General features: G+C 67.0%; 25 protein-coding genes. 16 read left to right on the plus strand and 9 right to left on the minus strand.

What is annotated here, in order from left to right:
- Positions 1-11: 11 nt before the first annotated feature.
- The 5 genes from proC (at position 12) to C0J29_RS04575 (ending at position 3,921) form a co-directional block, all read left to right on the plus strand.
- The gene (gene proC / locus C0J29_RS04555; protein ID WP_174814819.1) at positions 12-890 is read left to right on the plus strand and encodes a pyrroline-5-carboxylate reductase; all 879 of its coding nucleotides are present in this window, start codon (positions 12-14) and stop codon (positions 888-890) included.
- Between the two features lie 140 nt (positions 891-1,030).
- A complete protein-coding gene (locus tag C0J29_RS04560; RefSeq protein WP_065044559.1) occupies positions 1,031-1,282 on the plus strand; it encodes a cell division/environmental response transcriptional regulator in 252 nt (83 codons plus the stop codon).
- Between the two features lie 249 nt (positions 1,283-1,531).
- A complete protein-coding gene (locus C0J29_RS04565) occupies positions 1,532-1,633 on the plus strand; it encodes a 30S ribosomal protein bS22 (RefSeq protein WP_003402602.1) in 102 nt (33 codons plus the stop codon).
- Positions 1,634-1,700: 67 nt separating this feature from the next.
- Complete coding sequence (locus tag C0J29_RS04570; RefSeq protein WP_065165511.1) at positions 1,701-2,834, plus strand: SDR family oxidoreductase; 1,134 nt, start codon at positions 1,701-1,703, stop codon at positions 2,832-2,834.
- A gap of 4 nt (positions 2,835-2,838) precedes the next feature.
- Positions 2,839-3,921, plus strand: coding sequence for a lysophospholipid acyltransferase family protein (locus C0J29_RS04575; RefSeq protein WP_120791646.1), 1,083 nt, complete (start codon positions 2,839-2,841; stop codon positions 3,919-3,921).
- 68 nt (positions 3,922-3,989) lie between these two features.
- Here C0J29_RS04575 and C0J29_RS04580 read toward each other — a convergent pair whose 3' ends face one another.
- From C0J29_RS04580 to C0J29_RS04590, 3 genes are read right to left on the minus strand one after another with little or no spacing between them, the layout of a single operon-like run.
- A complete protein-coding gene (locus C0J29_RS04580; protein WP_120791647.1) occupies positions 3,990-4,916 on the minus strand; it encodes a cyclopropane mycolic acid synthase family methyltransferase in 927 nt (308 codons plus the stop codon).
- Positions 4,917-4,936: 20 nt separating this feature from the next.
- On the minus strand, positions 4,937-5,440 hold the full coding sequence (locus tag C0J29_RS04585; protein ID WP_065165515.1) for an FAS1-like dehydratase domain-containing protein: 504 nt from the start codon (positions 5,438-5,440) through the stop codon (positions 4,937-4,939).
- Between the two features lie 44 nt (positions 5,441-5,484).
- The gene (locus C0J29_RS04590; protein ID WP_120791648.1) at positions 5,485-6,378 is read right to left on the minus strand and encodes an HAD family hydrolase; all 894 of its coding nucleotides are present in this window, start codon (positions 6,376-6,378) and stop codon (positions 5,485-5,487) included.
- A gap of 104 nt (positions 6,379-6,482) precedes the next feature.
- On the opposite strand from C0J29_RS04590, the gene C0J29_RS04595 reads away from it, so the two are divergent.
- From C0J29_RS04595 to C0J29_RS04625, 7 genes are all read left to right on the plus strand, one after another.
- Positions 6,483-6,755, plus strand: a complete 273-nt coding sequence (locus C0J29_RS04595) for a glutaredoxin family protein (RefSeq protein WP_120791649.1) — start codon at positions 6,483-6,485, stop codon at positions 6,753-6,755.
- A gap of 100 nt (positions 6,756-6,855) precedes the next feature.
- Positions 6,856-8,217 (plus strand): glutamyl-tRNA reductase, encoded by a 1,362-nt coding sequence (locus C0J29_RS04600; protein WP_120791650.1) that lies wholly within the window; start codon positions 6,856-6,858, stop codon positions 8,215-8,217.
- 13 nt (positions 8,218-8,230) lie between these two features.
- Positions 8,231-9,178, plus strand: a complete 948-nt coding sequence (hemC, locus tag C0J29_RS04605; RefSeq protein WP_065044566.1) for a hydroxymethylbilane synthase — start codon at positions 8,231-8,233, stop codon at positions 9,176-9,178.
- Between the two features lie 22 nt (positions 9,179-9,200).
- The gene (locus C0J29_RS04610; RefSeq protein ID WP_082977951.1) at positions 9,201-10,865 is read left to right on the plus strand and encodes a bifunctional uroporphyrinogen-III C-methyltransferase/uroporphyrinogen-III synthase; all 1,665 of its coding nucleotides are present in this window, start codon (positions 9,201-9,203) and stop codon (positions 10,863-10,865) included.
- Positions 10,866-10,944: 79 nt separating this feature from the next.
- The gene (gene hemB / locus C0J29_RS04615; RefSeq protein WP_120791651.1) at positions 10,945-11,916 is read left to right on the plus strand and encodes a porphobilinogen synthase; all 972 of its coding nucleotides are present in this window, start codon (positions 10,945-10,947) and stop codon (positions 11,914-11,916) included.
- A gap of 11 nt (positions 11,917-11,927) precedes the next feature.
- A complete protein-coding gene (locus C0J29_RS04620) occupies positions 11,928-12,497 on the plus strand; it encodes a DUF3093 domain-containing protein (RefSeq protein ID WP_065044568.1) in 570 nt (189 codons plus the stop codon).
- Between the two features lie 50 nt (positions 12,498-12,547).
- Positions 12,548-12,736, plus strand: coding sequence for a hypothetical protein (locus C0J29_RS04625; protein WP_120794550.1), 189 nt, complete (start codon positions 12,548-12,550; stop codon positions 12,734-12,736).
- Here C0J29_RS04625 and C0J29_RS04630 read toward each other — a convergent pair.
- Positions 12,720-13,178, minus strand: a complete 459-nt coding sequence (locus C0J29_RS04630) for an STAS domain-containing protein (protein ID WP_065165528.1) — start codon at positions 13,176-13,178, stop codon at positions 12,720-12,722. The two genes, C0J29_RS04625 and C0J29_RS04630, sit on opposite strands and share 17 nt — an antisense overlap.
- Before the next feature lie 274 nt (positions 13,179-13,452).
- Between C0J29_RS04630 and C0J29_RS04635 the strand changes: the two genes are divergently transcribed.
- Positions 13,453-14,682, plus strand: a complete 1,230-nt coding sequence (locus C0J29_RS04635) for an acyltransferase family protein (RefSeq protein WP_120791652.1) — start codon at positions 13,453-13,455, stop codon at positions 14,680-14,682.
- Positions 14,683-14,808: 126 nt separating this feature from the next.
- The gene (locus C0J29_RS04640; RefSeq protein WP_120791653.1) at positions 14,809-15,504 is read left to right on the plus strand and encodes an Rv0518 family GDSL lipase; all 696 of its coding nucleotides are present in this window, start codon (positions 14,809-14,811) and stop codon (positions 15,502-15,504) included.
- 62 nt (positions 15,505-15,566) lie between these two features.
- Here C0J29_RS04640 and C0J29_RS04645 read toward each other — a convergent pair whose 3' ends face one another.
- Genes C0J29_RS04645 through C0J29_RS04655 form a run of 3 tightly spaced genes read right to left on the minus strand, consistent with a single transcriptional unit; the run spans position 15,567 to position 18,726 of the window.
- Positions 15,567-15,770, minus strand: coding sequence for a hypothetical protein (locus C0J29_RS04645; RefSeq protein ID WP_065165533.1), 204 nt, complete (start codon positions 15,768-15,770; stop codon positions 15,567-15,569).
- A complete protein-coding gene (locus C0J29_RS04650; RefSeq protein ID WP_120791654.1) occupies positions 15,763-17,895 on the minus strand; it encodes an acyltransferase family protein in 2,133 nt (710 codons plus the stop codon). Before C0J29_RS04650 ends, C0J29_RS04645 begins: the two co-directional genes overlap by 8 nt.
- Positions 17,896-17,898: 3 nt before the next feature.
- Entirely contained in the window at positions 17,899-18,726 is an 828-nt protein-coding gene (locus tag C0J29_RS04655) for an alpha/beta hydrolase (protein ID WP_120794551.1), read from the minus strand.
- 145 nt (positions 18,727-18,871) lie between these two features.
- Between C0J29_RS04655 and C0J29_RS04660 the strand changes: the two genes are divergently transcribed.
- Entirely contained in the window at positions 18,872-20,272 is a 1,401-nt protein-coding gene (locus C0J29_RS04660; RefSeq protein WP_120791655.1) for an amino acid permease, read from the plus strand.
- Positions 20,273-20,360: 88 nt separating this feature from the next.
- On the plus strand, positions 20,361-21,254 hold the full coding sequence (locus tag C0J29_RS04665) for a manganese catalase family protein (protein ID WP_120791656.1): 894 nt from the start codon (positions 20,361-20,363) through the stop codon (positions 21,252-21,254).
- 97 nt (positions 21,255-21,351) lie between these two features.
- On the opposite strand, the gene C0J29_RS04670 is transcribed toward C0J29_RS04665, so the two are convergent.
- Together C0J29_RS04670 and C0J29_RS04675 are read right to left on the minus strand one after the other, a co-directional pair.
- Positions 21,352-21,936, minus strand: coding sequence for a hemerythrin domain-containing protein (locus C0J29_RS04670; protein ID WP_120791657.1), 585 nt, complete (start codon positions 21,934-21,936; stop codon positions 21,352-21,354).
- 167 nt (positions 21,937-22,103) lie between these two features.
- Positions 22,104-22,379 carry a WGxxGxxG family protein gene (locus tag C0J29_RS04675; protein ID WP_120791658.1) on the minus strand — a complete coding sequence of 92 codons (276 nt, stop codon included), beginning with the start codon at positions 22,377-22,379 and terminating at the stop codon, positions 22,104-22,106.
- Positions 22,380-22,486: the final 107 nt, after the last annotated feature.

Genomic DNA, 22,486 nt, shown 5'->3' on the forward strand with positions numbered 1-22,486 from the left:
TGCTCTCCGGCATGGCAAGAATCGCGATCATCGGCGGCGGCAGCATCGGTGAGGCCCTGTTGTCCGGGCTGTTGCGGGCAGGCCGCCAGGTCAAAGACCTGGTGGTGGCCGAACGGATGCCCGATCGGGCCAAGTACCTGTCGAATACCTACGGCGTGCTGGTGGTGCCGTCGGTCAAGGATGCGGCCGAGAACGCGACGTTCGTGGTGGTCGCGGTCAAGCCCGCGGACGTCGAGGCGGTGATCGACGATCTCGCCGGCGCGGCGGCCGCGGCCGAGCACGACAGCGCCGAGCAGGTGTTCGTGACGGTGGCCGCAGGCGTCACCATCACCTATTTCGAGTCCAAGCTGCCGGCCGGGACACCGGTGATCCGGGCGATGCCCAACGCGGCGGCGCTGGTCGGAGCCGGGGTGACCGCGCTGGCGAAGGGCCGGTTCGTCAGTTCCGGGCAAATGGACGAGGTGTCCGAGCTCTTCGACGCGGTGGGCGGGGTGCTCACGGTGTCCGAGCAACACCTCGACGCGGTGACCGCGGTCTCCGGATCGGGTCCGGCGTACTTCCTCCTGCTGGTCGAGGCCCTGGTGGACGCCGGTGTGGCGGTGGGGTTGAGCCGACAGGTGGCCACCGAGCTGGCCGCGCAGACGATGGCCGGATCGGCGGCCATGCTGCTGGAGCGGATGGACGAAGGTCGCCGGCCGGCCGACGGCGAGCCGATCGGCCTGCGGGTCGATACCTCGCCGGCCCAGCTGCGGGCGTCGGTCACCTCGCCCGGGGGCACCACCGCGGCCGGGCTGCGCGCGCTGGAACGAGGCGGATTCCGGGTTGCCGTCGACGCGGCGGTGCAAGCCGCGAAAAGCCGCTCTGAGCAGCTGAGAATTACATCGGAATAATTCAAGAAATTTGGACTGATTGTCTCTCACCAGTACCAGTAACCCCACTAGTCCCGCTATTCTCCTCTTTGTATGCACGTGTGGGTGCCAGCGGAGGGGAAGCCGCTGGCATTGCGCGGGCCTGACACGATTGGGTTGCGATGACGTCAACGAATGGGCCGTCGGCACGGGATTCTGCAGGTAAGGCGGCCGGATCGGCCGACGCCGCGCAGTCCCGGACACAATTCCTCACCGTCGCCGAGGTGGCGGCTTTGATGCGGGTGTCCAAGATGACGGTGTACCGGTTGGTGCACAACGGCGAGTTGCCCGCGGTTCGGGTCGGCCGGTCCTTCCGGGTTCACGCCAAGGCGGTCCACGACATGCTGGAGACGTCGTACTTCGACGCCGGTTAAGACGCCGGGTAAGAACGCTGGGTAGGCGGCCCGGGCCAGGCGTCCCGGCGACTCGCCTCTCGATGACGGCGTGGCGCCGCCCAGCCTGTTTCCTGCAGCGGAAATGTACGTAGGCCCCTGCCGTTTCGCAGGCTCGACGGGCTGCGCCGGGCGCGGGCCACCCAGCCGGTTTGGTGTTGCGGGTGCCGGGTTCGGTAAGGTGGCGGGGTCCTTTTGGGGTCTTAGACGGCCGGTGAGATAGCGGAGTTCATGGGTTCAGTAATCAAGAAGCGGCGCAAGCGTATGTCGAAGAAGAAGCACCGCAAGCTGCTGCGTCGCACCCGGGTGCAGCGCAGAAAACTTGGCAAGTAAGTCGAGCCCGCGGGTACCGTCACCCGTCCGTAACGCCTCCGTTTCTCCTCGTCGCTAGGCTGTCAAGGTGGATTCGTCGAACGGCCAGGACGGTGGGGGACCCGGCGGCCAGCAGCCGAACGCAGACCCGGTGCACTACCCGAAAGTGGTGTTGGTCACCGGCGCCTGCCGGTTCCTGGGCGGCTATCTGACCGCTCGTCTGGTGCAGAACCCGCTGATCAACCGCGTCATCGCGGTGGACGCGATCGCGCCGAGCAAGGACATGCTGCGCCGCATGGGCCGCGCCGAGTTCGTCCGCGCCGACATCCGGAACCCCTTCATTGCGAAGGTCATCCGGAACGGCGACGTCGACACGGTGGTGCACGCGGCGGCCGCGTCGTACGCGCCGCGCTCGGGCGGCACCGCCGCGTTGAAGGAACTCAACGTGATGGGCGGGATGCAGCTGTTCGCCGCGTGCCAGAAGGCGCCGTCGGTTCGCCGCGTCGTGTTGAAGTCGACGTCGGAGGTGTACGGGTCCAGCCCGCACGACCCGGTGATGTTCACCGAGGACAGCAGCAGCCGCCGGCCCTTCCGCGACGGGTTTGCCAAGGACAGTCTGGACATCGAGGGCTACGTGCGGGGGCTGGGCCGGCGGCGCCCCGATATCTCGGTGACCATCCTGCGGCTGGCCAACATGATCGGCCCCGCGATGGACACCTCGCTGTCGCGCTATCTGGCGGGGCCTCTGGTGCCGACGATGTTCGGCCGCGACGCGCGGCTGCAGCTGCTGCACGAGCAGGATGCGCTTGGCGCGCTGGAACGCGCCGCGATGGCCGGCCGGGCCGGCACCTTCAACATCGGCGCCGACGGAATCATCATGTTGTCCCAGGCAATTCGTCGTTCCGGACGAATTCCCTTGCCTGTCCCCGGATTTGGGGTGTGGGCCCTCGATTCGCTGCGCCGTGCCAACCGTTATAACGAGATCAGCCGCGATCAGTTCGCGTACCTCAGCTATGGCCGCGTAATGGATACCACCAGAATGCGTTCGGAGCTCGGCTACCAGCCGAAATGGTCCACCGCAGAGGCTTTCGACGACTACGTCCGCGGGCGCAACCTGACTCCCATAATCGACCCACATCGGGTACGCTCCTGGGAGGGTCGTGCCATAGCGGTGGCGCAGCGCTGGGGTAGCCGAAATCCCATTCCGTGGGCGGGGTCGTAGATAGATTTGGGTAGATAACGTGGCGGGTGAAACCAGAGCGAATGTTATTCCACTGCACAGTAATCGGGGTCGCGTAGCGGCGCGCCGCCGTGCCGATCAACGCACGGACGCCTCGCGTCAGCACCCCTCGCTCCTCTCCGATCCGAGCGGCCGCGCGTCGGCCGAAGAGATCGCCGCCGTCGTCCGCGAGATCGACGAGCACCGCCGCGCGGCCGGCGGGTCGTCCACCGGTGAAGCGCCACTCAACGATGTCGCGCAGCGCGTCGCCGCTGTCGCCGGATTTTTCCGCCAAAGACTGCTCGGTGATTACAGCGTCGACGAATTCGGATTCGATCCGCACTTCAACGACGCGATCGTTCGGCCTTTGCTGAGATTCTTCTTCAACTCCTGGTTCCGGGTCGAAGTCAGCGGCATCGAGAACATCCCCAGCGATGGCGCGGCCCTGGTCGTGGCCAATCACGCCGGTGTGCTGCCGTTCGACGGTTTGATGCTCTCGGTCGCCGTGCACGACGAGCACCCCGCGGAGCGCGACCTGCGCCTGCTGGCCGCCGACATGGTCTTCGACCTGCCGGTGGTGGGGTCGGCGGCCCGCAAAGCGGGACACACCATGGCCTGCACGACCGACGCGCACCGGTTGCTCGCTTCCGGCGAGCTCACCGCGGTGTTCCCGGAAGGCTACAAGGGTCTGGGTAAGCGCTTCGAGGATCGCTACCGGCTGCAGCGGTTCGGGCGGGGTGGCTTCGTCTCTGCCGCGCTGCGCACCAAGGCGCCGATCGTGCCCTGCTCGATCATCGGCTCCGAAGAGATCTACCCGATGCTGACCGACGTGAAGTTGCTGGCGCGGCTGTTCGGGCTGCCCTACTTCCCGGTGACGCCACTGTTCCCGTTGGCCGGTCCCGCGGGCCTGGTGCCGCTGCCGTCCAAGTGGCGGATCGCGTTCGGCGAGCCGATCCAGACCGCCGACTACGCGCCCAGCGACGCCGAGGACCCGATGGTCACCTTCGAGTTGACCGATCAGGTGCGCGAGACGATCCAGCAGACGCTGTACCGGCTGCTGGCCGGCCGGCGCAACATCTTCTTCGGCTAGATCTTTTCGGCCGGGCTCAGCGAAAAGCCCCGATTTCCTTGTGAAATCGGGGCTTTCGCGTCCGCTGGTTATTTGACCAGGGTGAACTGACACACGTTGGTGTAGCCGTCGCGGAACAGGTCCGAGCAGCCGCGCAGGTACTTGATGAAGGTCTCGTACTCCTGCTCGCCCTTGAGCTCGATGGCCTTCTCCTTGTTGGCTTCCAGCGCGTCGGCCCAGGTGTTCAGGGTGGGCACGTAGTTCTTGCCGATGAAGTGGTGGCGCTCGATCTTGAAACCGGCCTCGGTCGAGTAACGGTCGACCTGCTCCACCTGCGGCAACTTACCGCCGGGGTAGATCTCCCGGAGGATGAAGCTGATGAAGCGCAGCAGGGTCATCGTCGTCTTCAGCCCCATCGCCCTGCCCTCTTCGGCGGTGGGCACCACGATGGAGTGCAGCAAGAATCGGCCGTCGTCGGGCAGCAGGCTGTAGTACTTCTTGAAGAAGGTGGCGTACCGCTCGTAGCCCGCGTCGCCGGCTCCGTCGGCGAAGTGCTCGAACGCGCCCAGCGACACGATGCGGTCGACGGGTTCGTCGAACAGCTCCCAGCCCTGCAGCCGAACCTCTTTGCGGCGCGGGCTGTCCATCTCGTCGAACTTCTGCCGGCAGTGGGCGAGCTGGTTCTCGCTGAGCGTCAGGCCGATGACGTTGACGTCGTAGTGCTCGACGGCGTGCCGCATGGTCGAACCCCAGCCACTGCCGATGTCGAGCAGCGTCATACCGGGCTCGAGGTTCAGCTTGTCCAGCGCCAACTTGCGCTTGGCGAACTGCGCCTCCTCGAGGGTCTTGGTCTGCGGCGCATCGATGTCCGGGTTTTCATCGAAGTACGCGCAGCTGTAGGTCATCGACGGGTCGAGCCACAGCTTGAAGAATTCGTTGGAACGGTCGTAATGCGATTGCACCGCCTCGACTGGCGGCTGCAACTGGGTACCACCCGTTGTGCCTTCTGATGTCATTAATCCGACGCTACCTGCCGCTATCCGATGGATGCAATTGCAGCCACGGTCGCCTCGGTGTCCGCATCGTGCTGCGCCGCTTCACCCAACATGGTGACGACACTGGTGATCACCGGCTTACCTTCGCCGTCCGTCACCTCGCTGCGGATTTCGGCCAAGACCGTGCCGTGAGACTGGATCACCGAGTCGAGGTAGGTGTCGAAATGCAGCTCGTCACCGACCACGATCGGGCGGTGAAACTTGAACTTCTGGTCGCGGTGCATGACTCGGGCGATGTTGATCGGGATGCTGAACTTGGTGAAGATCTCGAGCTGGACGCGTCGTCCGGCGATGGCCAGGAACGTCAGCGGGGCAGGCAGGGCGTCGTAGCCGGCCTCGGCGGCGACGGCTTCGTCGTGGTGGATCGGGTTGTCGTCTTTGACCGAAAGTGCGAATTCACGGATCTTTTCGCGTCCGACCACGAAGTGGTCTTCCTGCCGGTAGTGCTTACCGATGATTCCTTCGGCTCCCTGGGGAACTGTCATGACGCTGCTTTCCGATCGAAGAGTTAGCTCAGCGGCGCAGCTTATCAGCGTGATTGACGCCGGGACGCCAACGCCGCAAGCGCGCCGCCCGCCGCTCCCAGCGCCAGCGCGGACGGCACGCCGATGCGAGCGGCCTTGCGGGCGGTGCGGAAGTCGCGGATCTCCCAGCCCCGCTCGCGGGCCAGGCTGCGCAGGCGGGCGTCCGGGTTGATCGCGACCGCGGTGCCCACCAGGGACAGCATGGGCACGTCGTTGTAGCTGTCGGAGTAGGCGGTGCAGCGCTTGAGGTTGAGGCCCTCCCGGATCGCCAGCGAGCGCACGGCGTGGGCCTTGCCGGGTCCGTGCAGGATGTCTCCGACCAGGCGGCCGGTGAAGATTCCGTCGACGGATTCGGCCACGGTGCCCAGGGCGCCGGTGAGGCCCAGGCGACGGGCGATTGTCGACGCCAGCTCGTAGGGAGTGGCGGTGATCAGCCACACCTGCTGGCCGGCGTCGAGGTGCATCTGGGTGAGTTCACGGGTGCCGGGCCAGATCTTGTCGGCGATGATCTCGTCGTAGATCTCGTCGCCGAGCCGCACCAGTTCCTCGACCGACCGGCCCTCGATGAAGGCCAGCGCCTTGCGCCGGCCGGCCGCCACGTCGTCGCTGTTCTCCTTGCCGAGCACCTGAAACTTGGCCTGCGCGTAGACGAATCCGAGTACGTCCCGGTAGGTGAAGTAATCCCGGGCGGCCAGTCCGCGGCCGAAGTGCACGGCGGAGGAGCCCTGCACGAGCGTGTTGTCCACATCGAAGAACGCGGCGGCGGTCAGGTCGATGGGCGGCTGCGGACGCTCGCTTTCGGCGCTGGCGTGCAGGTCGCTCAGGGCCCGCTCGGCGCTGGCGTCGGCGGCCAGCGCCTCGAGGTCGACACGACCGCTCACGGGTTCAGAGGAAGCCATGGAAGACATGCGCCAAACCTCCAAGTCGCTGGTAGCTGCCGAGCCGACACCAACCCTATCCGGCCCTATCCGGCCGCAGCCGGGCGAATGCCAGACTGGTGGCCATGGTCACGTCCGCAATCCGACCCCAGGTGCAACTGCTGACTCGCGCCGGTTGCGCGATCTGTGACCGGGTGCACGCGCAGCTGGCCGAACTGGCCGGCGAGCTGGACTTCGATCTGGTCAGCACCGACGTGGACGTTGCGGCGCAGGCCGGAAATCCGCAGCTGCGGGCCGAATTCGGGGATCGGCTGCCGGTGGTGCTGCTGGACGGTCGGGAGCACAGTTACTGGGAGGTCGACGAGCCGCGGTTGCGGGCCGACCTGTCGGCCCGGTGACCGTAAGCGCTGGATATTTGGTAGCCCACCTGACAACCGTCTACCGTAGGTAGTAGTTCACTTTCCGACGCTGTAAGGGAGCGGGCCAGGAGATGCTGCCGTGAGCATCCTGCTCTTCGGGGTTTCGCACCGCAGTGCGCCGGTCTCCGTGCTGGAACAACTCAGTATCGACGAGTCCGATCAGATCAAGATCGTGGACTCCGTGCTGCAGTCGCCCCTGGTGAGCGAAGCCATGGTGCTGTCGACGTGCAACCGCGTCGAGGTCTACGCCGTCGTTGAGGCGTTCCACGGCGGCCTGTCGGTGATCGGCCAGGTGCTGGCCGAATACTCCGGTCTGCCGATGGGCGATCTGACCAAGCACGCCTATGTCCGCTACAGCGAGGCCGCCGTCGAGCACCTGTTCGCGGTGGCCAGCGGCCTGGATTCGGCGGTGGTCGGGGAGCAGCAGGTGCTGGGGCAGGTGCGCCGCGCCTACGCCTCCGCCGAAGCCAACAGCGCGGTCGGCCGGGTGCTGCACGAGCTGGCGCAGCGTGCGCTGTCGGTGGGCAAGCGGGTGCATTCCGAAACCGCGATCGACGCCGCCGGCGCCTCGGTGGTCTCGGTCGCCCTCGACATCGCCGACCGCAAGCTGGGCAGCCTGGAGGGCAAGACCGCCGCGGTGGTCGGCGCCGGGTCGATGGGTGCCCTCGCCGCGGCCCACCTGACCCGCGCGGGAATCGGCCGGGTGCACGTGCTGAACAGGTCGCTGGGCCGGGCCGCCCGGCTGGCGGACCGGATCGAGGCGTCGGGCATCCCCGCCGAGGCGCTGACACTGGACCGGCTGGCCGACGCGCTGGCCGACGCCGACGTGGTGGTCAGCTGCACCGGTGCGGTCAGCCCGGTGATCTCGCTGGCCGACGTGCACCACGCGCTGGTCAACGCCCGGCGGGACGAGGCCGCGAAGCCATTGATCATCTGCGATCTCGGCATGCCGCGCGACGTCGACCCGGCGGTGGCGGGGCTGCCCGGTGTGTTGGTGGTCGACGTGGACCGGGTCCAACACGAACCGTCGGCGCACGCGGCGGCCGCCGACGTCGATGCGGCGCGTCACATCGTCGCCGCCGAGGTCGCGGCCTACCTGACCGGACAGCGGATGGCCGAGGTCACCCCGACCGTCACCGCGCTGCGCCAGCGCGCCGCCGACGTCGTCGAGGCGGAGTTGCTGCGCCTGGACAATCGGCTGCCCGGTCTGGACTCAGCCGAGCGCGAAGAGGTGGCCCGCACGGTGCGGCGCGTGGTCGACAAGCTGCTGCACGCACCCACGGTGCGGATCAAGCAACTGGCCAGTGCCCCGGGCGGCGACAGTTACGCCGAAGCCCTGCGCGAGCTTTTCGAACTGGAACAAACCGCGGTCGACGCCGTTGCCACGGCTGGCGAGTTACAGGTTCTGGCAACGGAATTCGACAACCCTTCGGCCGAGTGACCGATTGGCGCACGTGATCCGGATAGGCACTCGGGGCAGCCTGCTGGCCACCACCCAGGCCGCGACCGTCAGGGACGCTCTGATCGCCAACGGCCATCCCGCCGAGTTGGTGACGATCAGCACCGTGGGCGATCGATCCTCGGCACCCATCGAAGAGCTCGGTGTGGGCGTCTTCACCACGGCCCTTCGGGAGGCGATGGAGCAGGGCCGCGTGGACGCGGCCGTGCACTCGCACAAGGATTTGCCGACGGCGGTCGACCCGCGGTTCACCATCGCGGCGATACCGCCACGCAACGACCCCCGCGACGCACTGGTGGCCCGCGACGGGTTGGTGCTCGGGGAGTTGCCGGCCGGTTCGCTGGTGGGAACCTCCTCGCCGCGACGGGCCGCACAGCTTAGAGCATTGGGTCTCGGTTTGGAAATCCGCCCCCTACGAGGCAACCTAGATACCAGGTTGAACAGGGTGAGTAGTGGTGATCTAGACGCCGTGGTGGTGGCCCGGGCCGGGTTGGCCCGACTGGGCCGTCTCGACGACGTCACCGAGACGCTAGAGCCGGTGCAGATGTTGCCAGCACCTGCTCAGGGCGCTCTCGCAGTCGAATGCCGGGCCGACGACAGTCGCCTGGCGGCGGTGTTGGCGGAACTGGACGACGCCGACACACGTGCGGCGGTCACCGCGGAGCGTGCTCTGCTCGCCGAACTGGAGGCCGGTTGCTCGGCACCGGTGGGCGCGATCGCGGAAGTGGTCGAGTCCATCGATGAGGAGGGGCGGGTCTTCGAAGAGCTGTCGTTGCGCGGCTGCGTGGCGGCACTCGACGGATCCGATGTGATCCGCGCGTCCGGAATCGGCACCTCCGATCGGGCACGGGAGTTGGGCCTCTCGGTTGCCGCGGAGTTGTTCGAACTGGGCGCCGCAGAATTGATGTGGGGAGCGCGGGAAGACCCCGTTCGAGGAAGTTGAAAGAGACTTGGGAGCGACAACGATGACGCGAGGGCGTAAGCCGACACCGGGCCGCATCACTTTTGTGGGTTCTGGTCCAGGTGACCCCGGTCTACTGACCACTCGGGCCGCCACGGTGCTGGCGAATGCGGCCCTGGTATTCACCGACCCCGACGTGCCCGAGGCGGTGCTGGCGCTGATCGGCAAGGATCTGCCGCCGGTTTCCGGTCCGGCCCCCGCTGAATCTGCGCCGGCCAGCTCCGATACCGCCGCCAGTTCGTCGAGCCCGGAAACCGTCGCCGCGGTGATTTCGGCAGGCCCCGACGTTCGTCCCGCGCTCGGCGATCCCGCCGAGGTCGCTAAAACGCTGACGGCAGAGGCCCGCTCGGGCGTCGACGTGGTGCGGTTGGTGGCCGGCGACCCGCTCTCGGTGGACGCGGTGATCACCGAGGTGAACGCCGTCGCCCGGGCGCACCTGCATGTCGAGATCGTGCCCGGCCTGGCCGCCAGCAGCGCGGTCCCGACCTACGCCGGGTTGCCGCTGGGTTCCTCGCACACCGTCGCCGACGTGCGTGGTGACGTCGACTGGGAGGCGCTGGCCGCCGCACCGGGGCCGCTGATCCTGCAGGCCACGGCGTCGCACCTGGCGGACGCCGCGCGCACCCTGATCGACCACGAGCTGTCCGACAGCACCCCTTGCGTGGTGACCGCGCAGGGCACCACCTGCCAGCAACGGTCGGTGGAGACCACGCTGCAGGGTCTGACCGACCCCGCCGTCCTGGGCGGCGGCACCGACCCGGCCGGCCCGTTGACTGGCCCGCTGGTGGTCACCATCGGCAAGACGGTGGCCAGCCGGGCGAAGCTGAACTGGTGGGAGAGCCGGGCGCTGTACGGCTGGACCGTGTTGGTGCCCCGCACCAAGGACCAGGCCGGCGAGATGAGCGAGCGGCTGACGTCCTACGGCGCGCTGCCGATCGAGGTGCCGACCATCGCCGTCGAGCCGCCGCGCAGCCCCGCGCAGATGGAACGCGCGGTCAAGGGTCTGGTGGACGGCCGTTTCCAGTGGGTGGTGTTCACCTCGACCAACGCCGTGCGTGCGGTGTGGGAGAAGTTCGGCGAGTTCGGTCTGGACGCCCGGGCGTTCTCCGGGGTGAAGATCGCCTGCGTCGGCGAGGCGACGGCGGACCGGGTGCGGGCGTTCGGGATCAGCCCCGAACTGGTGCCGTCCGGCGAGCAGTCGTCGATGGGTCTGCTGGACGAATTCCCGCCCTACGACAGCATTTTCGACCCGGTGAACCGGGTGCTGCTGCCACGCGCGGACATCGCCACCGAGACGCTGGCCGAGGGCCTGCGTGAACGTGGGTGGGAGATCGAGGACGTCACCGCCTACCGGACCGTGCGGGCCGCCCCGCCGCCGGCGTCCACCCGGGAGATGATCAAGACCGGTGGCTTCGACGCGGTGTGCTTCACCTCCAGCTCGACCGTCCGGAATCTGGTCGGTATTGCCGGAAAGCCGCACGCGCGCACCATCATCGCCTGCATCGGCCCGAAGACCGCCGAGACCGCGGCCGAGTTCGGCCTGCGGGTGGATGTCCAGCCGGAGACCGCCGCGGTGGGTCCGTTGGTCGACGCGCTGGCCGAACACGCCGCCCGGTTGCGCGCCGAAGGCGCGTTGCCCCCGCCGCGCAAGAAGAGCCGCCGGCGATGACCTGTCTTGCGTTGACTCTGCGTGAGTGGCGCAAATGTGCGAGTGACCTTCGCCCGCAACGCAGAGTCACCGGCCAAGAATGAGGCAGCGGCCGCGCCGGCTCCGCTCCACCCCGGCGATGCGTCGCCTGGTAGGTGAAACATCCTTGGAGCCAAGGCATTTGGTGCTGCCGATGTTCGTTGCTGACGGTATATCGGCATCGAGGCCCATCTCTTCGATGCCGGGCGTGGTGCAACATACCCGGGACTCGTTGCGCAGTGCCGCTGCCGACGCGGTCGCCGCGGGTGTCGGCGGGCTGATGATCTTCGGCGTCCCGCGCGAGCAGGACAAGGACCCGGCCGGCTCGGCCGGCACCGATCCCGACGGCATCCTCAACGTGGCATTGCGCGATCTGGCAAAGGATCTCGGCGACGCCACGGTGCTGATGGCCGATACGTGTCTGGACGAGTTCACCGACCACGGGCACTGCGGAGTCGTCGACGAGCGCGGCCGGGTGGACAACGATGCCACCCTGGACCGTTACGTGGAACTGGCTGTGGCGCAAGCGGAATCGGGTGCGCACGTGGTGGGCCCCAGCGGCATGATGGATGGCCAGGTGGGTGCGATCCGGGACGGTCTGGACGCGGCTGGCTATGCCGACGTCGCGATCCTCGCCTATGCCGCCAAGTTCGCCTCGGCGTTCTACGGCCCCTTTCGCGAGGCGGTGGCCTCGAGCCTGTCCAGTGACCGGCGCACCTACCAGCAGGAGCCGGGCAACGCCCGCGAGGCGATGCGCGAGGTTCAGCTGGACCTCGATGAGGGCGCCGACATCGTGATGGTCAAGCCCGCACTGGGGTATCTGGACGTGCTGGCGGCGGCAGCCGACATCTCCCCGGTTCCGGTGGCGGCCTATCAAGTTTCGGGTGAGTACGCGATGATTTGTGCGGCGGCGGCCAACAACTGGATCGACGAACGGGCCGCGGCAATGGAGTCGTTGACCAGTATCCGGCGTGCGGGGGCAGATTTCGTGCTGACGTACTGGGCCGCCGAGGCGGCGGGGTGGCTTGCGTGACGGAGGCTCACATGGGATCTGCAGACGAGCGGCCGGACACGCCCGCCGACAAGCGACTGTTCTACGAATCCGGGGCGAGCTGGTACTGGGTGCTGGCGGGCCCGCTGTCGGCGGTGTCGCTGATCTACATCCAGCACGTCAACCACGTCCCGATTTCATATCTGGTGCCATCGGTCTTCCTGGTGCTGGTGTCGGCGTTCGTGGCATTGCAGGTCAAGGCGGCGCGGATTCACACCTCGGTCGAGCTGACCGAAGATGCGCTGCGCCAGGGCACCGAGACCATCCTGGTGCGCGAGATCGTGAAGGTGTTCCCCGAAGCCGAGAACTCGGTGAAGTCCGACAAGCCGCTGGCCCGGTGGCAGTCGGCGCGGGCGCTGGGCGAATTGGTGGGAGTTCCCCGAGGCCGGTACGGCATCGGGCTGAAGCTCACCGGTGGGCGCACCGCGCAGGCCTGGGCTCGCCGTCATCGTCACCTGCGTGATGCCCTGACCCCGTTGGTGGAGCGGCGGATGGGCCCCTATGTCGCCGAGGTCGCCGACGACATGGACCCGTTCGACGACGACAACGAGTCGATCCGGTGACCGCCCGCGCGATAGTGGAGTTGGCGCTGGCCGCCGCCGCGCTGGTGGCGATGGCGTTCAGCTGGTTGCAGACCCGTTCGACGGTCGCGGTGGCCCCCGTCGCCGACGGGCAGCCGGCCACCATGTCGGTGGTCTACGACCCGCAGCAGCTGGTGCTGACGCTGATGTTGGCGACGGTCGCCGGAATTTTCGCCGTGCTTGGCGTGGTCAGGATCCGGCGGGCTAAGCAGACTTCTTGACCAGCGGCAGAACCAGCTGGCGGCGCCAGTTGATGCCCTCGGCCAGGTAGCGCAGCGCCTCGTGGACCGAACGGGTCACCGGGAACAGGGTCTCGGCGGGGTCACTGCTGTCGCCGAGCAGCGCGTTGACGACAGGGTTGGCGACGATCATCCACTCCACGCCGGCGGCGCGGCATTCTTCGTCCAGCACGCAGAACAGCCCGACTCCGGCGGAGGAGAAATGGGTGACCGCGCTCAGGTCGAGCACCACGGGATTGTCGCGCAGAACGAAACGGCGCACGTGCTCGCCGACCTGGTCGACGTTGACGGCGTCGATCTCCCCACGGATGGTCACCACGGTGGCCAGGTGCCGGCAGTGGGCCCGGATCTGGGCACCACTGAGGTCGATTGCACCCGAAAGGTCGGCGGCGCTCGAAACGCGTCGTGTGATCGCGGTAGTCATCAAAGAGCCCCATTTCCCCTTGGTTAGTCGACGAGCGGGCCGACCAAACCCTGCACTCTAAAGTGCCCGCTAAACCTAAGGGGACGGGTAGCCGCGACTAACTCTTTGCTAAGAAGCGGCTCGTCGCCCGTCCCGATGGCTGCGCTGTTAGGCTGCCGGTGCTAGTCGGGGGGCTTGTGAGCGGGCGAGAACGCTTCGGTTGGCCGGTGAATTGACGCAACGAACAGCAGACAGCAAGAGTCCAGGCGGGAAGAAGCTCGTGCCCAGCGTAGAGATGAAGGCTGCGATCCGCGGGGAGATCAAGGCCCTCACCGGACTGCGCATCATCGCGGCGCTGTGGGTGGTGTTGTTCCACTTCCGCCCGATGCTCACCGATGTGTCGCCCGAGTTCCGCGAGAACCTGGCACCGGTGCTCAATTGCGGCGCCCAGGGCGTCGACCTGTTCTTCATTCTCAGCGGGTTCGTGCTGACCTGGAACTACCTCGACCGGATGGGCGGGGAATGGTCGACGCGCGCCACCGTGCACTTCCTGTGGCTGCGGCTGGCCAGAGTCTGGCCGGTCTACCTGCTGACCATGCACCTGGCCGCCCTGATCGTCATCCTCAGCCTGCACGTCGGGCACGTGCCGCTACCCGAGGTCAGGGATCTCACCGCGATCAGCTACGTGCGCCAGGTCCTGCTGGTCCAGTTGTGGTTCGAGCCGTTCTTCGACAACACCAGCTGGGACGGGCCGGCCTGGTCGATCAGCGCGGAATGGTTGGCCTATCTGCTGTTCGGCCTGATCGTGCTGGTGATTCTGCGGCTGGAACGCACCACCCGGGCGCGCAGCCTGATGGTGCTGTCCTTCGCGGCCTGCCTACCGCCGGTGGTGTTGCTGTTGGCCAGCGGCTATTTCTACACGCCGTGGAGCTGGCTGCCGCGCATCGTCACCCAGTTCATCGCCGGCGCGCTGGCGTGCGCCGCGGTGCGCAGGTTGCGGCTGAGCACCCGCGCGCGTCATGTCGCCGGGTATGTCTCGCTACTGCTCGTGGTCGCGATGGTGGGCATCCTCTACTGGTTCGACGCGCACCCGATCAGCGGCGTCGTGGACAGCGGCGGTGTGGTGGACGTGCTGTTCGTGCCGGTGGTGATCACGCTGGCGATCGGCCTGGGCAGTCTGCCGTGGGTGCTGTCGACGCGGCTGATGGTGTACGGCGGGGAGATCTCGTTCTGCCTGTACATGGTTCACGAGCTGGTGCACACCACGTGGGGCTGGGCGGTGCTGCAGTTCGAGCTCACGCCGCAGGACAACCCGTGGAAATGGAATGTCATCGGGCTGATCGTGATCGCGCTGCTGCTCTCGAGCCTCATGTATCACTTCGTCGAGGAGCCGGCCCGTCGGTGGATGCGCCGGATGATCGGCGCTCGGGCCGCGCCGGCGGGCACCCAGCCCGATGACTCGCCCATCACTAAACGGCATCCGATCGACGGCGCGCTGTCCGAGGTTTCCTCGCGGGCGGGGTGAGGGGCGGGCTGGTTGAGGGCGCCGGGGTGAGGCGGGCCCGGAAAAGCCGGGGCCGCAAGCGAGTTGACCGATGATTCGGTTGGGCGCCTCGTACGATTTCAGGTAGATCCATTTCAGGAGGTCGCAGTGACCCGGCTGGCCGCCTTCGCCATCAGCCTTGCCGTGCTGGTGGGCGTGGCTTCGTCGGGCCTGGTCCATCCGGCTCAACAGCGGCCGTACCGGGCACTGACGCTGGATCTGCGGCTCAAACCCGTCGCCGTGATCGGCGATTCGTACACCACCGGCACCAACGAGGGCGGGCTGGGATCCAACTCCTGGACCGCCCGGACCTGGCGGAGCCTGACCGCACCCGGGCTGCGTATCGCCAGTGACGTGGCTGCCGAGGGCAGAGCCGGATACGGGGCGATCGGCGACCACGGCGACATCTTCCAGGACCTGACCGCCAAAGCGGTCAAGCCGGAAGACGTACTGGTGGTGTTCTTCGGTTCCCGCAACGACCAGGACGTCGACCCGGTGCTGCTTGCGCAACGCGTCCACGCCACGTTCACGCTGGCCCGCCGGCTCGCGCCGTCGGCGCGATTCCTGGTGATCGGACCGCCGTGGCCGACAGCCGATGTGCCGGTGCCGGTGCTGGTGATTCGCGACGTCCTGGCCGCAGCGGCCTGGGCCGCGAGAGCGGATTTCGTCGACCCGATCGGGGACCGCTGGTTCGTGGACCGGCCAGATCTGATCGGGTCCGACGGCGTGCACCCCAACGACGCGGGGCATGCGTACATATCGGAGAAGATGGTGCCGCTGATTCGCTGGCAACTGTCTAGGTGATTCGAGCTGAGACGCTTGGGCGCTCTCGCCGCTCGAACGTATTCAGTTGCGCCGCCGCAGCTTCAGTCTTCTGCGTGCCTTTCGTAATCCCAACGTTCAAGGCGCGCTTGCAATTGCAGTAGACCAAGCCCGGCGACCGGCGCGGCTGCTGAGAGCAGGACCACCAGCATCGGACTCATTTCAAACCTCCAAAACCCTTCTATTGGTATCACGTTCGCGGTCATCGCATGGTTCATTCGCTGATAATCCACCGTCGTGTCATTCATTTGTTATGGCTCGATCGGCCAATGCGCCGATGACGGGCGCCAGGAGCTGCGCGTACTCGGTGGTCACGTGGTTGTCGTCGCGGAACACCAGGGTGTCTCCGACGATCAACGGGCAGCGCTGCGGGCTGCAGAACAGATCGGTCAGATCGGCATACGAGCCGCCGGCTGCGGTGGTCACCTGCTGTTCGGCCGCGATGCCGTCACCGTTGACCGCCGCTGACCGAGCCGGCGCGCAGGCGTCGGCGTCGTCCAGGTGGGCCGACAGGCAGGTCGGAGCTGAGGACTGCGGGTCGGCCACCGGACCGAGCACCAGAACCCGCGAGCCCATGCCGCGCAGCTGGGCCACCACCGTGGCCAGGGCGTGGATCCACGCCGGATCGTAGGAGGCGAAGCTGAAGTCGGCGTGATAGCGCCGGCTCATGCTCAGCACCACCAGCCGCGGCCGTTCCGCCGCCAGCCGGCTGACGATCTCCCCGCGCCACTGTTCGCACTCGGTGTACTTGCGGCCCAGGTAGGGGCTGACGATCGGGATGTCCAGGAACGGGCAGGTGACCTTGGCCATGGTCTCGAGCCGCCAGTGCCGCTGCTGGGCGACCTGCTGCAGGGCCGGGTCCCACACCGCGGCGTGGGAATCGCCGATCAGCGCCACGGTGGTGGGGGTCTCCCCGTCTTTCAAGTCCCCTTTCACGGAAGCGCACTCGCTTTGACCGACGTCGCGCCAGGACCGCATGCAACCGTTGACGAACACCGCCGCCTTGTCAGCCGGCGCGGCCGCCAGGGACGGGTTCAGGTTGGACGGTACGGCGTGCTGTCCGGCGGCCGCGGCAAGCATCTCCCGCGCCTGGCTGAACGCCTGGCGCACCGCCGCTTCCTGCGGACTGACCTGCGGGTCGGGTGCGGGTGGCAGCGCGACGATCCTGGCCTGCGGGGCGGCGGCACCGTGTCCCACCGGGGCCGGCACGGCCGTCAGCAGAACCGCGCACGCGCATGCCGCAACTCCGCTGGCGGCGCCGGCGACGGCCAGACTCGCCTTCGCCGAACGGCGCAGCCCCGCGGCGAAGCGGCCGGGGTTCTCGACGGCGTGCATCGTGATCACGGCGAGACCCGCGGACACCGTCGTCGCCGCCAGCCGGCCCGGCAGCCCGCCGGGATCGCCGAGCAGCGGCGGCAGCAGCAGCAGCACCGGCCAGTGCCACAGGTACCAGGAGTAGGACACCCGGCCGATCGCCCGCATCACCGGCGGGCACAGCACCCGCCCGACGCCCATGCCGCCGGTGACGGAACCGGCGCCGATCACCAGGGCGGTGCCCAGCACCGGGAGCAGCGCCGAGGTGCCGGGGTAGGGCGTGTGGGGTCCCAGCTGGGTGCAGGTCAGCAGGATCAGCGCCAAACCGCCCCAGCCCGCCACGGTGGCCGGAAGCAGGGGTAGTCGCTTCCATTGGTCAATCGTGAGGGCGACCAGGGCACCGGCGGCCAGTTCCCAGGCCCGGGTGGGCAGCGAGAAGAACGCCCACGGTGGCGAGGTGTGGGTCCAGATCACGGCCGCCGCCAGTGATGCCGCGCCGACGAGCGTCACGACCACCAGGTACGGCGCGTTGCGCGGTGTGTCGCCGCGGGCGATACGCCGTGCCAGCCACGCCGTGCCGATGATCAGGGCCGGCCACACCAGATAGAACTGTTCCTCCACGCCCAGCGACCAGTAGTGCTGGAACGGCGACGGGGGGAGGTCGGAGATCATGTAGTCGGTGTTTTGGGCGGCGAACCGGTAATTGCCGACGTAGAGCATGCTGGCGATGCCGTCGATGAACACCCGCCGGGCTTGCAACGGCGGCAGCACCGCCGCCGCGACCAGCGCCGTGACGACTCCGACGGTCGCGGCCGCCGGCAGCAGGCGGCGGGCGCGGGCGGCGTAGAAACGGCCCAGCGCAACGGTTTTGGTGGCCTGTACCTCACGCCACAGCAGGCCGGTGATCAGGAAGCCGGAGATGACGAAGAAGACGTCCACCCCGATGTAGCCACCGGCAATCCCGGGAATACCCGCGTGATAGAGAACGACGGCGACGACCGCGACGGCGCGTAGCCCCTCGATGTCCGGACGGAACGGGGCGCGGTCCTGCTGGGTCACGGGTCAGGTCGCCATCCAGGCGAGTTCACCGGGCAACTGCGCGCGCCAATAGTCGGCGTCGTGCCCGCCCGGCGAGAAGCTGCCGGCCGGCTTCTTCTTCAGCTGGCTGACGAATTGGCTTGAGGCGAAGAAGAAGCGGTCGCCGATGCCGCAGTCGACCCGGATGGGGATGGAGTTCAGCACCGGTAGGCCGAAGACGGTGTTGCGGTTCCAGTCGTCGATGCTGTCGAATGCGCCCGGGGCGCTGCCGATGTAGGACATGTACAGCGCCGGGCTGATCGCGCAGATGCCGGCGGTGCGGGCCGGTCCCAGCCGGGCCCCCAGCAGCAGCGCGCCGTAGCCGCCCATGGACCAGCCGAGGAATCCGACGCGCGAGGTGTCCATGCCCATCGACGTCAGCATCGGCAGCAGCTCTTCGAGCACCATGGTGCCGGAGTCCTGGCCGTTGGCCCGCCGGTGCCAGTAGCTGTCGGGGCCGCCGTCCACCCCGACCACGGCGAACGGTGGCTTGCCCTCGCTCACCAGTTGCGCGAGCGCGTCCTCCACTCCGCAGTCCAGCATCATGTTCGCGTCGCCGTCCTTGCCGTGCAGCGCGATGACGGGTCGCAGCATTTTGGTCTGGCCGGGCGGCATGGCGATCACCCAGTTGGTCTTGATGCCGCCACGGGCCGCGGAGACGAACGAGCCGGTCAGTTTGGTCGGCAGCGTCTTGCCCGCGGTCGGCGGGTCGAACGGCGCGGGCGCCGCGGGCGCGGCCAGGGTGGTGAGCGGGTCGATCAGAGCGCTGAGCGCCCAGACGCCGGCCGCTCCGGCACTGGCGCCGGCACCCATGCGCAGCACCGAGCGGCGGGTCAGGTCGGCCACGATCGTCAATAATGCCGCGCTGAAGGCGGTTTGACGCCCCTGCCACGCCGTATCGCAAGGGACTCGTAACGACGGCGTGATCCAGAGCCGGCTCAACTGCTAGCGTCCGGTGATGCCGGACGACCGGGAAGACGGCCAAGAAGACGAAAAAGCCGCGCTGAAGCAAGGACTTTCGCAGCGGCAACTCAGCATGATCGCCATCGGCGGGGTGATCGGCGCCGGACTGTTCGTCGGCTCGGGCGTCGTGATCCAGGAGACCGGTCCGGCCGCGTTTCTGACCTATGCGATTTGCGGGCTGCTGATCGTCCTGGTGATGCGGATGCTGGGTGAGATGGCGGCGGCGAATCCGTCAACCGGGTCCTTCGCCGATTACGCCGGTGCGGCGCTGGGTGGTTGGGCCGGGTTCTCGGTGGGATGGCTGTACTGGTACTTCTGGGTCATCGTCGTCGGCTTCGAAGCGGTCGCCGGCGGGAAGGTGCTGAACTACTGGTTCCCGGCGCCGCTGTGGCTGTCCGCGTTGTGCCTGATGTTGCTGATGACCGCCACCAACCTGTTCTCGGTGTCGTCCTTCGGCGAATTCGAATTCTGGTTCGCCGGAATCAAAGTCGCGACAATCGTGATCTTCCTCGGTGTGGGAACGGCTTTCGTTTTCGGGCTGCTGCCCGGCCGTCAGCTGGATTTCTCCAACCTGACCTCCCACGGCGGCTTCTTCCCCAAGGGAGTGGCGGCGGTATTCGCCGCGATTGTGGTGGTGATCTTTTCCATGGTGGGGGCCGAAGTCGTCACCATCGCCGCCGCCGAGAGCCGCGATCCAGCGCGCGCGATCGCCAAGGCGACGAGGTCGGTGGTCGTCCGCATCGTCATCTTCTTCGTCGGTTCGGTCCTGCTCCTGGTGATCATCATGCCGTGGAACTCGGTGGAACTCGGTGCCTCGCCGTACGTGGCCGCGTTGCGGCACATGGGTCTGCGCGGCGCCGATCAGATCATGAACGCGGTAGTGCTCACCGCGGTGCTGTCGTGTCTGAATTCGGGCCTGTACACCGCGTCCCGGATGTTGTTCGTCCTTGCGGGTCGCCGCGAGGCGCCGCAGCGACTGGTCCGACTCAGCAGTCGCGGTGTGCCGGCGGCCGCTATCGTGTGTTCTTCGCTGGTGGGCTTTCTCTGTGTGTTGATGGCCTGGCTATCGCCCAATACCGTGTTTCTCTTTCTGCTCAACTCTTCCGGCGCCGTCATCTTGTTCGTCTACCTGCTCATCGCGGTATCGCAGATTCGTCTGCGGCGCAGGACATCCGCGGAGCAGTTGCGGGTCAAAATGTGGCTTTTCCCAGTGCTTTCGATCCTGACAGCGGTGGGAATCGTTGCGGTCCTTGTGCAGATGGCCTTCGATCACGCCACTCGAAGCCAGCTGTGGCTGAGTCTGCTGTCCTGGGCCGTGGTGGTGGCGGTGTACTTTGTCACGCCGTACTTCCGACGAAATGCGCTGACGCGCAGTCGGATTCGCGAAAACCCCTGAGACGGCCGTTTGGGTCACTGTTGCGCGGGTAACCGGCCAGATCGGGTCGAGACACATACGCAACAGTCGTGACAGTCGTGGGAGAAATATGTTCATTCACAATAAGGACCTGCAGTTCGAGGTGCGTGTCAGCCAGCCGGACCCCCGGTTCGCCTCGCTGTTGATGGAGCAGTTCGGTGGGGCCAACGGCGAACTGACCGCCGCGCTCCAGTACTTCATTCAGGCCTTCGTGCTGCGGGAGAAGAATCCCAAAATGTACGACCTATTCATGGATATCGCCACGGAGGAACTGAGCCATCTGGAGATGGTCGGGTCGATGATCACCATGCTGCTGGACGGGCTGAACGATGATCTCAAGCTGGCCAATGACCGCTGCGACTGGATGCCGTTGGTGGCCAGTCGAGATGGTCGTCAGCAGGCCATCCACCAGGTCGCCGTCAATCCGATGTTCCTGGTGCTCAGCGGCGGTGGGCCGGATGCGAAAGATTCCGCGGGCAACAACTGGACCGGGGCGTTCATCGATGCCAACGGCGACCCGACGGTGGACCTCCGCAATAATCTCGCCGCCGAGTCACGAGCGAAAGTCGTCTACGAGTACTTGAAGCAGTTCACCGACGACCCGGGCGTACAGGAAACCCTGACATTCCTCATGACTCGCGAAGTCGCCCACTATCAGCAGTTCACCGCCGCTCTCAATGAGCTGCCGGTGAACTTCCCGCCCGGCACTCTGGCAGGCGACGAACGGTTCCAGAACGTGGCCTTCAATATGTCGAACGGCAAAGGCTCGGTGCGCGGGCCGTGGAACCAGGGACAGGGTCCGTGGCCAGAGGGCACCGAATGGCAGTACGTGGAGGAGCCGACCACTGAATGGCTCGGCAGCACCCTGCGGCAGAACACCGGCGCCGCCACCAATCCTGAAGGCTCGCCGGCTGTTCCGAGTGACAAGCCGTTCACGCACGAACAGCGGACGCCCACCACTTAGGTCGGCCGTCTCAAGTCATCTCGGGTCGTCTCGGGGTGTCTCCGAAGCCGGAAAAGCCTGGCGCCATCGAGGGCGCCAGGCTTTTCTATCTTGCCGCTCAGTGCATCTGGGGATCGGGCGGGTTGTCGGCCGCCCGGCCGGTGACCGCGTCACGGACGTGGTCAACCACGGCAGCGCCCAAGCCCATCGTCTTCTGGGTCAACGAGTCGGACGGCGTCTTCGGATGGGGCCGGGTCACCGCAACCTTTTTCGCGGTCTCCAGCTTTCCGCCGAGCTGTTCGAGTTCTTGCTGATCGACCGCCGCGGAAAAGCGCGGCCACACGACGTCCTGCTCGAACATGATGTGCTCGCGGCCGGCTTTGACGAACTCCTTGAGCGCCTCGTGATAGTCCGGGTCGCCCGGTGCACTGTCCTGGAGGCGTTGCAGCAACTTCTTGCCGGACCCTTCCTGTGCGATCGCTTGATCGGCCAGCTCGTCACCGCCTTCGACGGCGCGCCGGACCGCCGGCCAGAAGAACTGCTCTTCGACCGCTTCGTGCTGTGACTCGGAGATGATCAGGTTGTTCACCATCGTCTCGAGGCCGCTCAGTTGCGCGCCGTCGGATTCGGGCGCCCCGTCCAGCACTTCCAGCATGCCCAGCACGCTCTTGTGGTCCTGGCGAAGAAATGTCAATGCATCCATGTGATGGCCTTTCGTCTGTGGCAATCAGCTGCGAGTACCCGCGTCGGCTCAGGCGAAACGACGATTCGGCGGAAAGCTGTGCGGCGCAGCAGGATTCGCGGTCTGCGGCCGGAGGGTCAAACGCCCCCGTCAGCGGAGGCCGCTGACAGGGGCGTTTGAGACCTGCGCTACGCGGTCGGCGGCCGGCGGGTGGCGGCCGGCGCAACGGTGGCGTCGTTGGCGTTGCGACGCTTCAGGCCTGCGAGCCCGGCCAGACCCAGGAGACCGGCGAGTCCCCACAGCCCAGTGTTGTCACTCTCGTGGTTGCTGTTGTTGTCGGTGTCGGCGAGCGTGGTGGTCGTCGAGGACGGAACCGGAGCCTGGTCGACGGCGGCGTTTGCGACGCCTGCCCCACCGAAGAGCAGTGCAGTGGCGGCGCAGCCGGCAGCGATGGTGTTACGCATAGTGTTACTCCTTTCGGCCGCGAACGACCGGAAGCGGATTCGAACCAGTTTGATCTAGTTCTTTCGGATGACGACGCGGAGTGACTCCGGCGCCGCGGTGCATCTGT

The sequence above is a fragment of the Mycobacterium paragordonae genome, from assembly GCF_003614435.1.
GTDB lineage: Bacteria > Actinomycetota > Actinomycetes > Mycobacteriales > Mycobacteriaceae > Mycobacterium > Mycobacterium paragordonae.

What these genes read in the sequence shown, in the direction of transcription:
- C0J29_RS04670 (WP_120791657.1), bottom strand. Translation starts at nt 21,936, where the DNA reads ATGGATGCATTGACATTTCTTCGCCAGGACCACAAGAGCGTGCTGGGC.
- C0J29_RS04585 (WP_065165515.1), bottom strand. Translation starts at nt 5,440, where the DNA reads ATGACAGTTCCCCAGGGAGCCGAAGGAATCATCGGTAAGCACTACCGG.
- C0J29_RS04565 (WP_003402602.1), top strand. Translation starts at nt 1,532, where the DNA reads ATGGGTTCAGTAATCAAGAAGCGGCGCAAGCGTATGTCGAAGAAGAAG.
- C0J29_RS04560 (WP_065044559.1), top strand. Translation starts at nt 1,031, where the DNA reads ATGACGTCAACGAATGGGCCGTCGGCACGGGATTCTGCAGGTAAGGCG.
- C0J29_RS04630 (WP_065165528.1), bottom strand. Translation starts at nt 13,178, where the DNA reads ATGACTACCGCGATCACACGACGCGTTTCGAGCGCCGCCGACCTTTCG.
- C0J29_RS04660 (WP_120791655.1), top strand. Translation starts at nt 18,872, where the DNA reads ATGCCGGACGACCGGGAAGACGGCCAAGAAGACGAAAAAGCCGCGCTG.
- C0J29_RS04645 (WP_065165533.1), bottom strand. Translation starts at nt 15,770, where the DNA reads ATGAATGACACGACGGTGGATTATCAGCGAATGAACCATGCGATGACC.
- C0J29_RS04595 (WP_120791649.1), top strand. Translation starts at nt 6,483, where the DNA reads ATGGTCACGTCCGCAATCCGACCCCAGGTGCAACTGCTGACTCGCGCC.
- C0J29_RS04620 (WP_065044568.1), top strand. Translation starts at nt 11,928, where the DNA reads ATGGGATCTGCAGACGAGCGGCCGGACACGCCCGCCGACAAGCGACTG.
- hemB (WP_120791651.1), top strand. Translation starts at nt 10,945, where the DNA reads ATGAGGCAGCGGCCGCGCCGGCTCCGCTCCACCCCGGCGATGCGTCGC.
- C0J29_RS04675 (WP_120791658.1), bottom strand. Translation starts at nt 22,379, where the DNA reads ATGCGTAACACCATCGCTGCCGGCTGCGCCGCCACTGCACTGCTCTTC.
- C0J29_RS04655 (WP_120794551.1), bottom strand. Translation starts at nt 18,726, where the DNA reads ATGGGTGCCGGCGCCAGTGCCGGAGCGGCCGGCGTCTGGGCGCTCAGC.
- proC (WP_174814819.1), top strand. Translation starts at nt 12, where the DNA reads ATGGCAAGAATCGCGATCATCGGCGGCGGCAGCATCGGTGAGGCCCTG.
- C0J29_RS04665 (WP_120791656.1), top strand. Translation starts at nt 20,361, where the DNA reads ATGTTCATTCACAATAAGGACCTGCAGTTCGAGGTGCGTGTCAGCCAG.
- C0J29_RS04625 (WP_120794550.1), top strand. Translation starts at nt 12,548, where the DNA reads ATGGCGTTCAGCTGGTTGCAGACCCGTTCGACGGTCGCGGTGGCCCCC.
- C0J29_RS04635 (WP_120791652.1), top strand. Translation starts at nt 13,453, where the DNA reads ATGAAGGCTGCGATCCGCGGGGAGATCAAGGCCCTCACCGGACTGCGC.
- C0J29_RS04610 (WP_082977951.1), top strand. Translation starts at nt 9,201, where the DNA reads ATGACGCGAGGGCGTAAGCCGACACCGGGCCGCATCACTTTTGTGGGT.
- C0J29_RS04590 (WP_120791648.1), bottom strand. Translation starts at nt 6,378, where the DNA reads ATGGCTTCCTCTGAACCCGTGAGCGGTCGTGTCGACCTCGAGGCGCTG.
- C0J29_RS04580 (WP_120791647.1), bottom strand. Translation starts at nt 4,916, where the DNA reads ATGACATCAGAAGGCACAACGGGTGGTACCCAGTTGCAGCCGCCAGTC.